Annotated in this window: 9 protein-coding genes; 4 read left to right on the top strand and 5 right to left on the bottom strand. The window is 45.1% G+C overall.

Going from position 1 to position 15,338, the window contains the following annotated elements:
* Window positions 1–3: 3 nt before the first annotated feature.
* Window positions 4–822, bottom strand: coding sequence for a pantothenate kinase (locus P2A85_RS16485; RefSeq protein ID WP_377473881.1), 819 nt, complete (start codon window positions 820–822; stop codon window positions 4–6).
* Window positions 823–1,302: 480 nt separating this feature from the next.
* Here P2A85_RS16485 and P2A85_RS16480 point away from each other — a divergent pair, with 480 nt between their 5' ends.
* From P2A85_RS16480 to P2A85_RS16465, 4 genes are all read left to right on the top strand, one after another.
* Window positions 1,303–3,399, top strand: coding sequence for a GAF domain-containing protein (locus P2A85_RS16480; RefSeq protein WP_377473879.1), 2,097 nt, complete (start codon window positions 1,303–1,305; stop codon window positions 3,397–3,399).
* 576 nt (window positions 3,400–3,975) lie between these two features.
* Window positions 3,976–6,153 carry a Calx-beta domain-containing protein gene (locus tag P2A85_RS16475; protein ID WP_377473877.1) on the top strand — a complete coding sequence of 726 codons (2,178 nt, stop codon included), beginning with the start codon at window positions 3,976–3,978 and terminating at the stop codon, window positions 6,151–6,153.
* A gap of 328 nt (window positions 6,154–6,481) precedes the next feature.
* Complete coding sequence (locus P2A85_RS16470; protein ID WP_377473875.1) at window positions 6,482–8,209, top strand: diflavin flavoprotein; 1,728 nt, start codon at window positions 6,482–6,484, stop codon at window positions 8,207–8,209.
* A gap of 233 nt (window positions 8,210–8,442) precedes the next feature.
* On the top strand, window positions 8,443–10,188 hold the full coding sequence (locus tag P2A85_RS16465; RefSeq protein WP_377473873.1) for a diflavin flavoprotein: 1,746 nt from the start codon (window positions 8,443–8,445) through the stop codon (window positions 10,186–10,188).
* Window positions 10,189–10,363: 175 nt separating this feature from the next.
* Here P2A85_RS16465 and P2A85_RS16460 read toward each other — a convergent pair whose 3' ends face one another.
* The 4 genes from P2A85_RS16460 to P2A85_RS16445 all read right to left on the bottom strand — a co-directional run bounded on the left by P2A85_RS16460 (window position 10,364) and on the right by P2A85_RS16445 (window position 15,264).
* Window positions 10,364–11,815, bottom strand: a complete 1,452-nt coding sequence (locus tag P2A85_RS16460) for a methyl-accepting chemotaxis protein (RefSeq protein ID WP_377473871.1) — start codon at window positions 11,813–11,815, stop codon at window positions 10,364–10,366.
* An 86-nt stretch (window positions 11,816–11,901) separates the two neighbouring features.
* The gene (gene pgsA, locus P2A85_RS16455) at window positions 11,902–12,420 is read right to left on the bottom strand and encodes a CDP-diacylglycerol--glycerol-3-phosphate 3-phosphatidyltransferase (protein ID WP_377473868.1); all 519 of its coding nucleotides are present in this window, start codon (window positions 12,418–12,420) and stop codon (window positions 11,902–11,904) included.
* Between the two features lie 99 nt (window positions 12,421–12,519).
* On the bottom strand, window positions 12,520–13,383 hold the full coding sequence (locus P2A85_RS16450; RefSeq protein ID WP_377473866.1) for an ADP-ribosylglycohydrolase family protein: 864 nt from the start codon (window positions 13,381–13,383) through the stop codon (window positions 12,520–12,522).
* Window positions 13,384–13,434: 51 nt separating this feature from the next.
* Window positions 13,435–15,264: a hypothetical protein gene (locus P2A85_RS16445; protein ID WP_377473864.1), complete on the bottom strand. Its 1,830-nt coding sequence runs from the start codon at window positions 15,262–15,264 to the stop codon at window positions 13,435–13,437.
* Window positions 15,265–15,338 lie beyond the last annotated feature (74 nt).

The following is a 15,338-nucleotide window of genomic DNA, read 5'->3' as shown; positions in this document are numbered from 1 at the left end:
ATCTCAAATCAGAAATTGATTGAGACCCCAAAAAATAGCTTCTGGGGTGTCAATTACCCTGGTGGCGGTGTCAGGAAAGGTGCTGGCGAGATATTGTAACAACAAAGTGCGATCGCCCCCTGTCAAGGCTATGTGGCTATGAGGAAACAAGCCCAGCCAATCTTCAATAAAATCATTGACGGCTGCTACCACACCGCGCACCACTCCGCTGACAATGGCGCTCTCTGTATCCCCAGCCCAGCGCCCAGTCAGATTATCTGGTAACATCACTACAGGTAAACCAGCAGTTTTCTGTCCCAGAGACCACAATTGCAACCCTAAACCCGGTAGAATAGCACCCCCAACTAAACGCCTATTGACATCTGCTCCAGTAAATGTTAAAGCTGTACCAGCATCTATAACTAATATTGGCCAACCTAATTGGGTGCCAGCGCCCAATAAAGTCAAAGCTCTGTCAATTCCCAGCGTCGGATAGAGTCCCTCGATGGATAACTGGTCTAAAGTAATAATTCGGCTATTGGGATAACTCTGCCAAAGTTTGGTTTGATCTGGCACTACTGAAGCCAACACTAAAGGTAATACGCCCAACTCTGGTTTGCGAAGTGACGCAAGTTCGGGATTAGTAGAAGTGAGCTTTTGAGCAGATTGTTTCTCGATCGACTCGATTACTGTCCGCACTAGAAATTCAGTTTTTTCATCCTGAGATAGATGATGCACAGCATGAATACTCAAATGCTTTGTATCCCATATTTTCTGAAGAGTGTTGCCATTGAATAATCCCCAGTGCAAACGGGAATTGCCGATCGCCAAAGCTATGGTCATCTCCGTTTTACTATTTAATTCAGAGCTAAAATTGACATCGTTTGTTGGCGGGGAGAAATTTTTAGCACTTGGGTTTGTCATCTTGATTAACAGAGTAGGCGTAAATAAAAATTGAACTAAAGATGGATTTTAGGTAGTTTTTTAAATCTAAAATCGGCGGTTAAATCTCATATACCTCTCCCATATTTTTTGTGGAACAGCCACGAAAATATTTTAAAAATAGGATTTAAGAGAGAGGGAGAATTGACATCTTGTATTCAACTAGCGCGGGTTGATAATTAGTAGGAACTACTACAGACTGTTGGTGAAAGCGTTATTATAAGTATAATGTAAAGCGATCGTAGCTAAGCTAGAGCTGCATCCTTTATAATATTTAAGAAGAGACAACAGTCCGGGTAAGTTTGCTAAGGCTGTTGGTGGGGTAAGCATAGGTATAAAAGACCAGACCAAATAAAGATAGTTCACAAAATCTGAGTAAATATGTCTTTAAAGATACATCAAAAAAAAAACTCGCCAAAATCAACTTCCACATTGCCTGAAGCAGACAAATGGAGACAAGAAGCAGGTCTGTCGTTACCCGAAATAGACGACCAAAAAGCCCTGATCGTGCAGATGCAGCAGCAAGTTCAATTATCAAATTTGTTGAACCAAATTAACAACGAAATTCGTAGCACTCTTGACATAGAACAAATTCTGACATCGGGGTGCCGATTGCTGGGTCAAGCGCTAAATTGTAGCCGAGCGAGCATTTTAGTCAAAGAATCAAATACAGACAAAACCTTGATTACGCGAGGAGAATACAACGCGGGAGACTATCCCATACAGTTAGGTATGAAAGTACCCGTGGTTGGCAACCCGCACTTGGAAGCGATTATATCTCAACAAGAGTCCCTAGCCGTAACCAATTTTATCGATTTTCCAGGATTGAACGAACGCAGTAGAAAAATTGCCATAGATTTAGAAATTAAGTCTATGCTGGCAGTAGCTACTCGTTACCAAGGAGAAGTGAATGGAGTAATTGGGCTGCACCAGTGCGATCGGGAACGGGAATGGACGGATTGGGAACGACAGTTGTTAGAAGGGGTGGCTTCCCAATTGGCGATCGCCATCAATCAAGCTAAATTGTATAGCCAAACCCTGCGCCAAGCCGAACAGGAATCGCTGTTGCGGCTGATCGGCAACCAAATTCGTAGTACCCTAGACCTCAATACCATCCTCGACACAGCAGTAAGAGAAGTACGTCAACTTTTGCAGTGCGATCGGGTAATTATCTATCAATTTCAAGACAACTGGCGGGGAAAAGTAGTCGTTGAAGATATGAGTGTTCCTTGGCCTTCAATTTTAGGAGATATGGGAGCAGACAAGTGTTTTAAGGGGGATTATGCCGATTTTTACCAGCAAGGACGAGTCAGAGCAATCAATGATGTGTTTAATGCCAATTTAGAGCCTTGTCACATAGACTTTTTAGATAGCTTGCAGGTAAAAGCGAATCTGATCGTACCCATTGTGACATCGAGAAATCCCGAAAAATCACCCAAAAATTCCCTAAACTTCGATCCAGAATTACCCGGTAGGCTGTGGGGCTTGCTAATTGCTCACGAGTGTGGCGATATTCGCAATTGGGAGCAGCAAGAAATGGAGTTACTGTCCCAGATAGCTGACCAAATGGCGATCGCCATTCAGCAAGCCAAACTCTACAGCCAAGTCCAAGAAGCAGCCGTAAAATCCCAAACTCAAACCCAGCAGTTACAGGCTACATTAGAAGAACTGCGATCGACTCAACAGCAATTAATTCAAAGTGAAAAAATGTCCGGTTTGGGGCAAATGGTGGCAGGAATTGCCCACGAAATTAACAACGCCAATAATTTTATTCACGCTAATTTGTTTCACACCCAAGAATACGTCAAAACCTTAACAGAAGCCCTGGAATTCTGTGGCAAAGCTTGCCCTGAAGCGGGAGATGCGATCGCCCAAATCAATGAAGAACTAGAACTAGATTACATTCGCGAAGACTTTCCACCCTTGCTCAATTCAATGATAGAAGGCAGCAACCGGATTCGGTCAATCGTGACAACACTACGGAGTTTTTCTCGCTTAGACCACTCCGAATTTAAAGCTGTGGATTTGAATGAAGGTTTAGAAAATAGTTTGTTGATGCTGCAAAACAAAGTAAAATCAGAGATAAAAATCAATAAACTCTACGGCAAATTACCAACCGTTAAATGTCATGCAGCTCAAATCAATCAAGTATTTTATAATTTGATTGACAATGCTTTAGATGCCATAAATTCCACTAAAAAACCAGGAGAATTAACAATTTATACCCAGGTCAAGGAAACTGGGTGGGTAACAATCTCTATCAGCGACAATGGCCCCGGCATTCCTGCGGAAATTCAGCACAAAATTTTCGATCCATTTTTTACTACTAAACCTGTAGGAAAAGGCACTGGTTTGGGACTATCAGTATGTTACCAAGTGATTGTTCAAGCTCACGGTGGCAAGATTAACTGTGTCAGTAAAGTTGGTGAAGGAACCGAATTAATTGTGGAGTTACCCATCGCAAATCAGAAAGGTTAAATTCCTAAAAATCTTCTGGAACAAACCGGGAGAGCGCCACCCAAAGCCGCACCAAAGCCCCTAGAGTTGATTACCAAACCCTCACACCAGGGCTATCAGGCCGCATTGGTCAGATTTTGACATTCGGCAAAATTTCCGGATCAAAGTTATTGATGATGAAAGTTAGGTATCTCTATTAGACATCTCCCATAATTATTGTGGAATAGGCTGGATAGCCTGTTCGACCCAGGCTTTTTGGGAGAAGTCTATTAAGTATGTGCAAGTAATTGTACCAATTTTAAAAAAGAATGCAACAGTAGTCTTGTCCCTCCCCTTTATAAGGGGGGGTTAGGGGGGGTCAAAGATTGTTGCACGATTTTAGAGAAATGGTATTACCTACAACATTTAAACAGGGGCAATCAAGCCTTCAAATGCTTATTGGGCAAGCATTTTGGGGGTCTAAGAATTGTTGATTAATTTGCTTGCACGTACTTAGGGATAAATTTTGTTGGCAGTGACAGACAACTATAAAAAAAGCCCAAATTATGGTTTTCAGTGACTGCTAATGCTTAATTACTCATCCTCAAAATAGAAACTATGGCTACTTCCTTGACTGGTACTTTGGGTCAAACCAATAATTACAGCAGCGTCAATGACCTAATCGCAAAATGGCCGACTATCGCCCGGAATCTAGGCATCAAACTATCTGGGGTAGCTTTTGATGGCGTGGAAACAGACTATCTAAATTCTACTCAAATCAGCAACCTCACTTTGGCAACTAATGAAAACCCTAAAAGCTGGTTAAGTTACGGCAATAGTGCTGGTATTGGTGTCGCATCTTCTTATGCTGGTTGGTTCACAGACCCCAATAAAATTCGGGCGGAAATCAACTATGACCCCAACACGAATCAATCTCAAGCCCTGAAGGTGAAATGGGCAGATAACCAAGATATCACTAGCGCCACGATCGACCTGAGTGCATTGAGTCCCAAAACAAGTCCAGGACTAGGCGATCAAGGTAATGAAGTTGGTTTGCTGCAAATCTTCAATAATGGAGTTTTGGTACCAGCTACCAATTTTACTATTAGTCGCCTCAACGCTCCGATCGCATCAAAACCCCTCTCTGTGTCTTCAAATGGAGTAACTTTCACGGGCGATCGTACCGATGGCAGTTTCCAATTCAAGGTACAATCAAATTCCACTAGCGTCGCCTTTGACGAACTGCGGTTCTCCGCCAAAGCCTACGATAGCCCCACCGCCGCCTACCAAGCCACCTCCTTCAAAGATGATAGTTCCGACTACCTAGTGCGGAGTATTCAATATCAAGGCCTCGATGTAACACCAACTCCAACTCCGACTCCGACTCCGACTCCAACCCCTGCAAATATCTTCCAGTTTCAGCAATCAAGTTACACAGTGAATGAAGGCGGTGTGGCGACGATTAATGTGACTCGCACAGGTGGTACGGGGGCTGCATCGATTAACTACGCTACTGTTGACGGTTCGGCAAATGCTGGCGGGACAGCAGCCGATTACACTGCGGCGGCCGGGACGTTGAATTTTGCTCCGGGGCAAAATATCGCTAATTTCACGGTGGCTGCTCTGAGCGACATGATTTTGGAAGCGCCCGAAACAGTGAATTTGGTGCTCAGCGGTGGGAATGTCGGCAGCAATCCCTCAATTTTGACGATTAATAATGTGGTGCCAACTCCGACGCCAACCCCTCCAAGTATCTTCCAGTTCCAGCAATCAAGTTACACCGTGAATGAAGGCGGTGTGGCGACGATTAATGTGACTCGCACAGGTGGTACGGGAGCTGCATCGATTAACTACGCTACTGTTGACGGTTCGGCAAGTGGTGTCGGGACTGCACCCGATTACACTGTAGCGGCGGGGGCGTTGAATTTTGCTCCAGGGCAAAATATCGCTAGTTTTACGGTTACTGCTCTGAGCGACATGATTTTGGAAGGGCCGGAAACAGTGAATTTGGTGCTTAGCGGTGGGAATGTCGGCAGCAATCCGTCGATTTTGACAATTAATAATGTGGTCCCAACTCCCACACCGACGCCGACACCAACACCGACTCCGACACCCGGTCAAAGCACGTTTTTCTTCAGTGCGGCTACTTACAGCGTCAACGAGGGCAACACTGCGCCGATTACAATTAATCGCAGTGGCGACCTTTCAGCACCAGCGACGATCGTGTTCCGTACAGGTGACGGTACTGCTCTAGCTACGGGTTCTATTCCTGATTACAATAGTGTGGCTCAAGCGGTCAATTTTGCGCCCGGACAAGCTAGCGCCCAAGTTCCGGTTCAAACTTTATTTGACAGTCTCACAGAACCCAATGAGACAGTGAATTTGTTCTTGAGCGGCGGCAGTTTGGCAAGTCCGTCAGCAGCAGTTTTGAGTATTATTGATACTACTGCTGTGCCTCCGACTTTCTTCTCCTACGGTTCGTCTTCTGGTCCTATTGCTGATAGTAGTTTTGGAAGTTTTACGATTAACCGGAGTGGCAATACTGCGGTTTCGGCTGCGATCGACTTTTTGATTGCTGCCCCTGGTGGCGCTCAACCTGTCAACAACGCAGACTTCAATATTTTCGGTCAATATATTCCGACTGCTTCTGGAGGGACGGTGAACTTTAATCCCGGTCAAACTAGCGTTAGTCTGACGATTACCAATAATCCTGGTTTGACTGCTGGGGTGGTGAATTTAGGCTTTGGCGCAGGTCCGATCGGCGCTCCGGCATCGACTGCAATTACTCTGCTTTAACGCTGTTAGGAGGGCAAAGATCGCGAACCCTTTCAAGGTCGTACTCTTAGATACTACACCCGTTATTCAAGTACGACCTTGAACCTTGGGTGGGGGCGGGTTTTTGAGATTGTCAGTTTTTGGCAATTATTGTTGGTAAAACCCGCCCTTACATTCTCGAATCGAAGCGATATAGTGTGGGGATTCCCGTCTGGTCAGCTAAAATCGATTCGATCGACATCAGTTTTAAAATGTTTAACTGATTGATAGGAAATTTGATAAAATTTTACAAAAAAAACGTGCAAGAATGTAAGTAATAAGGTAAGAATCACTGACTAGGAGGCACGCCATGGTAGCGCTGACTGAACGAGTCCAACGCAGATTGACGGTGGAAAAAGTCGAAATTGCCCCTGACACAACGGCAATTCGATGCTTGGACTGGGATAGAGACCGCTTTGATATTGAATTCGGACTCAAAAACGGTACCACTTATAACTCATTCATCATTCGTGGCGAAAAAACGGCCCTCGTCGATACCTCTCACGAGAAATTTCGCCAACAATATTTAGACACTCTCACGGGGGAAATCGACCCGAAACAGATTGACTATATAATTATCAGCCATACCGAGCCAGACCATAGTGGCTTGGTTAAAGACGTGCTAGCTTTAGCACCCCAAGCCATTGTCGTCGGTGCAAAAGTAGCAATTCAATTTTTAGAAAACCTGATACACCAGCCCTTTGAGCGACTGATAGTCAAAAATGGTGAGAAACTAGATTTAGGCAACGGCCACATTATCGAATTCGTATCGGCACCGAATTTGCACTGGCCCGATACTATTTTCAGCTACGACGCTAAAACTCAAGTGCTGTTCACCTGCGACGCTTTCGGGATGCACTACTGTTCCGACAGCACCTACGATGACGATTTAGCAGCAGTAGAAGAAGATTACCACTTTTATTATGAGTGCTTGATGGCTCCCAATGCTCGATCGGTCTTGAGTGCTATGAAGCGGATGGCAGAATTGGGAGAAATTGGTACTGTTGCGACCGGTCACGGCCCTTTGCTACGTTACAACGTAGTGGAACTCACCGGGCGCTACAAAAAGTGGAGCCAAGAACAAACCAAGACAGAGACAACAGTAGCAGTATTTTACACATCGGACTACGGATTTAGCGATCGCCTCAGCCAAGCCATCGCCCACGGAATCACCAAAACCGGTGTAGCCGTAGAAATGATGGATTTAAAAATCGCCGACTTACAAGAAGTACGCGAACTCGTCGGTACAGCCGCCGGGATTGTAATTTGTTCCCCACCAAGTACCGGCCCTGCTGGGGCGAATGCTGAAGCCGCCATCAACACAATTTTAGTAGCAGCCAACAACAAACAATCCTTTGGTTTGTGCGAATCCGGGGGCGGAGACGACTCATCAATTTATCCCCTACGAAACAAGTTCAAAGAGTTGGGTTTAAAAGAGATATTTCCCAATATTTTGATTAAAGAAACGCCCACCGAAGCAATTTATCAACTGTGCGACGAAGCAGGCACCGACTTGGGACAGTGGCTGACGCGGGACAAAGCTGTCAAACAGATGAAATCTCTTGACAGCGACCTCGATAAAGCCTTGGGAAAAATCAGTGGCGGACTGTATATCATCACCACTCAAAAAGGCGATATTAGCGGGGCGATGCTAGCTTCTTGGGTAACACAAGCCAGCTTTAAACCCCTAGGTTTAACCATAGCAGTTGCCAAAGATCGGGCGATCGAATCAATGATGCACGCCGGAGACAAATTCGTGCTAAACGTGCTAGAAGAAGGCAAGTATCAAACCTTAATGAAGCACTTCTTAAAACGTTTTCCACCAGGTGCCGATCGATTTGGCGGAGTAAAAACCCAAGCAGCAAGCAACGGTTCTCCCATTTTGACAGAAGCCTTAGCCTACATGGAATGCGAAGTAGTCAGCCGGATGGAACTTTCCGACCATCATATCGTATATGCCACAGTAGATAGCGGCCGCGTATCAAATCCCGACGCACTCCCAGCAGTACACCACCGCAAAGTTGGAAATCACTATTAGGAAGGAAGAAGTCACCCCCCCCCTGCCCCCCCAAGGGGGGAAGGAAGAAGGAAGAAGGAAGAAGGAAGAAGGAAGAAGGAAGAAGAAATTAGCTGGCTAACCATCTTTTGTTTTTTTTCCTCTCTTCTTTCTTTCTCTGCGTTCTCTGCGCCCTCTGCGGTTAAAGAAAAAAAATCTAATTCACAAAATCAATAGCATTGCTGTAGCAAAATTAATAGTAATAGGTGCAATAGATGACTAACAGCCTTATTTCCATGTCCCAATCCAACTTTAAACCGCGCGATGTGCAGTTTTTTCAGATTGCAGCAGATACAGCAGCAGTACGATCGCGAACTTGGGACAGACTAAAATTTGAAGTAGAATATTCCCTGCAAAGGGGAACAACAGCCAATAGCTACATCATTCAATCCGAAAAAATAGCCTTATTAGACCCACCAGGAGAATCTTTCACTCAAAACTATATAGATTGCTTGCAACAAAGGCTAGACCTAAAAAAAGTAGATTACGTAATTTTAGGACATTTTAATGCTAACAGAGCGGTAACAATTAAAGCTCTGTTAGAATTATCACCTCAAATATCCTTTGTTTGTACAAATCCAGCCGCCATCGCTTTGCGATCATCCTTTCCCGAACAAGAATTAAACATTTTAGTAGTCCGAGGGGAAGAAAGACTAAACTTAGGAAAAGGTCACGAACTAAGATTTATTGCCACTCCTACTCCCCGCTGGCCAGACGAACTTTGCACTTACGATCCGCAGACTCGAATCGTGTTTACTGACAAACTCTTTGGCGCTCATGTTTGTGGCGATCAAGTATTCGATGAAGGGTGGAGTGTTTACAGCGAAGACAGACGTTATTATTATGATTCCCTCCACGCATCCCAGGCGAAACAAGTGCTGGCGGCAATGGATAAGTTGGCGGATTTCTCCACAGCATTTTATGCTCCCGGTCACGGCCCGCTAGTGCGTTATGGCCTCCACGAACTCACCAATTTGTATCGGGAATGGAGCCAACAACAAAACTCGAAAGACTTGACAGTTGCGTTAATTTATGCTTCTGCTTACGGCAATACGGCAACTTTAGCCCAGGCGATCGCCAAAGGAATTACTAAGGCCGGCGTGGCGGTGGAAACCATAAATTGCGAATTTGCCGAACCGGGAGAAATTCAAGAGGCGATCGAAAAATGTGCTGGATTTATCATCGGAACTCCTACCCTAGCCGGACACGCACCGACGCAAATTCAAACGGCTTTGGGAATTGTTTTATCTACCGCAACCAAGAGTAAGCTGGCTGGTGTTTTCGGTTCCTTTGGCTGGAGTGGAGAGGCGATCGACTTAGTAGAAAGCAAGTTAAAAGATGCCGGATATCGCATCGGATTTGAACCGATTCGAGCCAAATTTAAGCCGACGGCGGCGACGATTCACGAGTGCAAAGAAGCGGGTACAGATTTTGCTCAAGCTTTGATTAAGTCGCAAAAATTGCGGGCGCCAAAATCACAATTAACGGGGGGTAGCGATCGCACGGAACAAGCAGTAGGAAGACTGGTTGGTTCTCTGTGCGTACTCTCGGCCAAGCGTGGGGAGGTCAGCAGCGCCATGCTTGCATCGTGGGTATCACAAGCAACCTTTAGTCCTCCGGGGTTGACTATTGCGGTGGCGAAGGATCGGGCGATCGAAGCTTTGATGTATGCCGGCGATCGATTTGTGCTGAATATCTTAGCAGAAGGGCGACAGTTGCGTAGGTATTTCATGAAAAACTTTGCTCCTGGAGAAGACAGATTTGCCGGAGTCGAAACGATGGAAGCTAGCAATGGTTGTCCAGTATTAACCGATGCTCTGGCTTATTTAGAATGTGAGGTGGTGAGTCGGATGGAATGTGGCGATCATTGGGTAGTTTATGCAAAAGTCGAAAACGGTCATTTGTTAAATAATGACGGGGTGACAGCAGTCCATTACCGCAAATCTGGTAGTCATTATTAATGGTAATTTATTTTAGGTAGGCATCCTTGCCTGCCTTTGATATCAATTCCGGTTGTATCGGAATGATTTAACCGCGAAGGCGCTTATGACGCGAAGGAAGAGAAGAGAGAGTTTAATAATTCCCATGAAGAGAGGATTTGATATCATCATTCCTGATTCCTTCTACTTTGTACAATTAAGATAGCTTTTTAAGTTCGGCTGCGGTTTCGTTGAGCAGTTCTGTACATAGTTTAACTTGAGCGAGGCTAGTGGCCGTTTCTGCCGAGCCTAAGTTAACATTGTTCATCGCTTCCAGGACTTGTTGAATGGCGATCGCCTGTTGGTTAGCATTGAGAGAAATTTGTTGGTTGTTCAAAAATACCTTGTCTATCGACTCTGCTACACCCCCCAAAATTGTTGTGGTTCCTTGGGCTTGTTGAATACCTTGATCCGCTGTTTTTGCTCCTTCCTCTGTGACTTTAACCGTAAGGTCGATCGCCATTTTAATTTCTGTTACCAGACCATTAATTTTCTCTGCTGATTTTTTGCTTTCATCAGCCAGACGGCGAATTTCTGTAGCAACCACAGAAAAACCCTTACCATTTTCGCCAGCACGGACTGCTTCCACTGCGGCATTAAGAGCCAGCATATTAGTTTGATTAGCAATATCTGCTACTAAGTCAGAAATTCCACCAATTTTCACCGCATTTTCACTTAAGTAACTAATCTGTTTGGCGATGGCTTGGACTTTTTGTTGAAGAGTTACTATCCCCTTCATCGTGTTTTCTACGGATTGATGACCGGAATCAGCTAATGTTAGCGCTTGATGAGCTGAGACTGCTGAGGCTTGTGCTTGCTTGGCTGAAACTTCCGAAGCAAGACTTAACTCATTCATCGTGGTAGTCGTTTGATTCACAGCATTAGCTTGTTGAGACACAGTGTATTCCTGCTGAGCCACTGCGGCCGTGATTTGGGTAGAAGAATCCGCAATCTTCTTCACGGATTTGACGATGGGGTTAACAATATCATGGCTGACGATCGCCGTCAGAACTGCCGCGCCTAACAAAGCAAACACCAGAATCACCACCAGCAGCACTGTCAAACTCCGAATTTTCGCTTCAATCTCATCATGTTTTTTTTCTCCAACTTTTCGCTGGAGCTCGATCAGTGTGGAAAACGCCTCAACTGTTTCAGCACCAAAGGGAGTTGTGGTAGCTGCGCGATACTCAGCAGCTTCCTGAATTTTACCAGCTTGCTGCAACTCAAACCATCGAGGTCTGGCTGAAATATACCTTTGATAAGCATCTTGGACTTTTTTGAAAGCTGCTTGCTCTTCTGGTGCGATTTCACCTTTGGCGTATTCTGCTAGGTTATCGTCAATTATTTTGTATAACTTTGGCTCTTCGGCTAAAATTGCCGATCGCCTCTCTGGTTGAACGATAAACTGAGGAAAGCCGTAACGCAACTTCCACAAAGCCGACTCCGAGTTGGCTAGAGCCACTGTCCCTTTAACTTGATATGCGTATAATTTCTGCGCATCTTGTCCTAGTTCAACGGTGTTACGCCAACCGACAAACCCGACACCTGCGAGTAAGGCTGTCAAAGCTCCAAAGCTAGCCAACAATTTAGTCCTAATCCCTAATTTCATTGGATTTTAGATTTGATATTTTTATGAAAATGTATAATTCATTTGGTTAACACCCAGAGAATATTTATCAGTAATTGACCTTAATATTACTTTTCCTCAGCCACCTGTTCCGGCCAAAGATAAATCAGCCCAGAAATCAAAGTCAAAGCCACAGAAACCCAAAAAGCGATTAATGCAGGAAAATTCCCAGCTTCAGAAACGGGAGCAATTAAAAGCGCGATCGCCACAATTTGACTGACTGTTTTCAGCTTACCCCAGATATTAGCACCAGAAATTTTAGTTTTATTAACACGCCACCCAGCGATTGTCAACTCCCTTGCCAAAATCAGAAACACACCCCAAGCCGGGACTCTACCCAACTCAATCAAAACTAAAAGTGGCGCTAACACCAACAATTTATCCACCAAAGGATCGAGAAACTTCCCCAAATCTGTAATTTGATTGAGTTTCCGAGCCAAATAGCCATCCAGCCAATCTGTAGCCGCCGCCAACACAAAAATTGCCACACAAATCCAGCGACTTTGCACGCTTGGATCGTACAAACCGTATAGGAGAAAAGGCACTCCCAGCAATCTAGAAAAAGTAATTAAATTAGGCAAATTCATAAATTCAGAAGATAGAAGGAAGCAGGAAGAAGGAAGAAGGAAGAAGTCACCCCCCCCTTGGGGGGAAATTCAGGAAGAAGGAAGAAGGAAGCTTTTAAGTTAACATTTTTTGCGGTCACTTGACTTAACCATATAATTCATTAATTTTTGGTCTAGTTCTCTGATATAATCCCGACCGTAATACAGATTTTCTAATCCTTGCACCAGATTGTCGGGAATGTCTTGGGCAATTTCACTGCTACAGGAACCCGCGGCTAAAGCAATAGTTGCTACTGTATCTACATCTCCCGAAAAGGCAATGCAATCTTTGAGCAGTTGGCTCATACTATCATTTCGCATCACAGCAGTAATAGCTGCTCTGACACAAACTACACCTGTTAATGTAACTTTTCCTTGCCAAGGGATTGACCATTGACCAGCTATGTGTGTTTCGAGAAAATTGCCCAAATCCTGCTTGAAACCTAGCTGATAAATAAAGTAATGGGACATCAAAGCAGCGGCTCTAGCTGCATTAATGCCATCGGCAGTATTGTGGGTAATTGCTGCTTGAATGGTAGCATTTTCGATGACTTTTTCAATACTAGGAAAAATGCCAATTGGGGTAGCTCGCATCGCGGCTCCACTTCGATCGCTAGCGGAGTTAATTTTGGCTAAGAATTCTGTTTCGTCTTGAACTTGCAATAAAAAATTGTAAAACTTACGGGAATAACCAAGTCGGCGATCTCGATGAAAAGCTGCAATGAATTTGCGGGCTAAAAGTTCCGGTGTCCAAGCTTCTTGGCTAACGATCGCTTCAGCAATTGCTAAACTCATTTGAGTATCATCGGTGTAGCATCCCGGTGAGATATCGTGGAAGGGATGCTTGAGGTAGCCGTGGAGATTATTGTACAATTCAATTGTCTGCTCCGGGGCAAATTCAAAACCGGCACCATAAGCATCGCCGATCGCTAATTCTAACAACATCTATTACTCCTGTAATGAATGGGAATAGGGTATTGGGACATGGGGAATTTATTAAGTATTTGTGCGAACACCCCAAGCAATTGTGAGGGGTTCTAAGATTTTTTGCTGACTGCTAGAGGCGAGTTTGGTCAAATAGGCCTGCACTATAGAAGCCTGTACCCTATTCAAACTATAAGTCCGTGAAGCGCAGCTATCCCGTAGGGAATCGCCATCTTGAAGGAATAGCGGTGAGGCCCCGATCGCCTCCCAATCAGGATTTTGCTGAGAATCCTGGGCTAACAACATTAAATCTGTGCGATCGGGCAAAAGTCCTGCTGTCCAATTTCCAGCCAAAATCCCCAAAATCCGGGACTCACAGGTGCGAGTATTCACCCCGCGGCGTTCCAATAACTGCAAAATTTGCTCAAACCTGATAGCTGTTTCCCCCAGCACCTGCATTAATTCCCATAGCAGAAAAAAGTTGCCGTATTGGTGTCTCGAAGCATCTAAAATTTGAGGATAAACAGCTACACTGGCCAATCCGCAAGCAACGCGACTGATTTTCACATCCTCAAATTCTGGGTATTGAACTACGATCGCATTGGGGAGTTTCTGTCGCAGCCAACGGGCGATCGCCGGCCAAGCGCCCATTCCCCCAGCACAAATAGCCTGATTTATGCCCACTGGCGACATTCCGACACGACTCAACAAAACATTCAATTCGCGGTTCAACTGCTGCACAAAAGGCACTAAAACCTGACTTTCCAAATCCTGCCGCCGCACATTCCAACGTTGTTCGCCAATATCCAAAACAAAGCTCTCTTGATGCTGCAAAATCACCTTCAAATGTCTGGCTGCTTCCAACAATTGCAGACCAAAACTGGAACTTTGTAACCGCTGCTGCAATTGATAACGACTGGGTAAATCTGGATGTCCGGGACGAGGTAAATCCAGGGACATTCCAAAGGTTTCTTTTTGGGCTAATAACTGACAGATAATATCTTGATCGAAAGCATTGCCAGCAAAAGCAAAACTTTGGCAAGCAAAATCATTATAACTTAAATCTTGACTATTTTCTGGTAAATCAACTAAACCCAATTCCACTGTCGTCGCCCCCGCATTTATAATCAAAGTTCCCCCGCAAAAAGACGAACTATGAAGCACTAACTGTCGGTTTGATGCGGGATTTTCCTCACTCATCAATTCCCCGGTTTCCGACTGCCCAAAATAGGCATTTGTCACAGGAGTTACCGCAGAAAGCAAAGTGGCGATCGCATCTTCCACCACAAAAATTTGCTCACCTTCGGCCACCAGTCCCGCACCCAAAACCGCCTCCCGCAGGTTAAACCGATAAGCATCGGACCAATGAGCCGGAGTCCCCAAAATTACGCCTCGTAAGTTTTGCAACGCTTCATCCAGAGTTTGCTTCTCTAATCCCGAAGCTCGACAGATTAAATTAGGCATTGACAAATCATCATTCTTCCCCTGTAAGTTGGGATTTAAAGTAGTCAACAGCGCCCGCAAACCGTTGAGGGGTAAAGCGATAGAAATAGCCTGCTCCTGGGAAAACTGCAACAGAGGCTCATAGATAACTCCTGTTTCCCGCAGATAGGGAATCCCCGCCTTCAAGGGTAGTTTGAAATTTTGCAGCAAAAACTCCCCAGCCAGCAAAGTCTGTGGTCGATCGCCCACCGACTTGACCATTATTTGCTGTCCTAGACCCTCGGTTGCTGTTTTTGCCAAAACAGCAACCGAGGGAATGCGACAAGTGGTAACAGCCTCATAAGCATCATTAGGCGATGTTGCTGAGGGTTGTTTCTCCCAGTAAATCGGGTACAACTGATGTTTTTGCCGATCGACCAAAGCCGCCGAAAGCCCGCAGGTACCGAAGTCAATGCTCAAATACCAGTGAGAATTGGGCCGCTTTGGCGATGAAGTTGGAGATTCGGGGAATGAAGGGGCGATGGAGCCTGTAA

It is taken from the genome of Microcoleus anatoxicus, from assembly GCF_042465725.1.
Classification (GTDB): domain Bacteria; phylum Cyanobacteriota; class Cyanobacteriia; order Cyanobacteriales; family Microcoleaceae; genus Microcoleus; species Microcoleus anatoxicus.
The sequence above is the reverse complement of the archived record's forward strand: the minus strand, read 5'-3'. Positions and strand labels throughout refer to the sequence as shown.

What these genes read in the sequence shown, in the direction of transcription:
- P2A85_RS16470 (WP_377473875.1), top strand. Translation starts at nt 6,482, where the DNA reads ATGGTAGCGCTGACTGAACGAGTCCAACGCAGATTGACGGTGGAAAAA.
- pgsA (WP_377473868.1), bottom strand. Translation starts at nt 12,420, where the DNA reads ATGAATTTGCCTAATTTAATTACTTTTTCTAGATTGCTGGGAGTGCCT.
- P2A85_RS16465 (WP_377473873.1), top strand. Translation starts at nt 8,443, where the DNA reads ATGACTAACAGCCTTATTTCCATGTCCCAATCCAACTTTAAACCGCGC.
- P2A85_RS16460 (WP_377473871.1), bottom strand. Translation starts at nt 11,815, where the DNA reads ATGAAATTAGGGATTAGGACTAAATTGTTGGCTAGCTTTGGAGCTTTG.
- P2A85_RS16475 (WP_377473877.1), top strand. Translation starts at nt 3,976, where the DNA reads ATGGCTACTTCCTTGACTGGTACTTTGGGTCAAACCAATAATTACAGC.
- P2A85_RS16450 (WP_377473866.1), bottom strand. Translation starts at nt 13,383, where the DNA reads ATGTTGTTAGAATTAGCGATCGGCGATGCTTATGGTGCCGGTTTTGAA.
- P2A85_RS16485 (WP_377473881.1), bottom strand. Translation starts at nt 822, where the DNA reads ATGACCATAGCTTTGGCGATCGGCAATTCCCGTTTGCACTGGGGATTA.
- P2A85_RS16480 (WP_377473879.1), top strand. Translation starts at nt 1,303, where the DNA reads ATGTCTTTAAAGATACATCAAAAAAAAAACTCGCCAAAATCAACTTCC.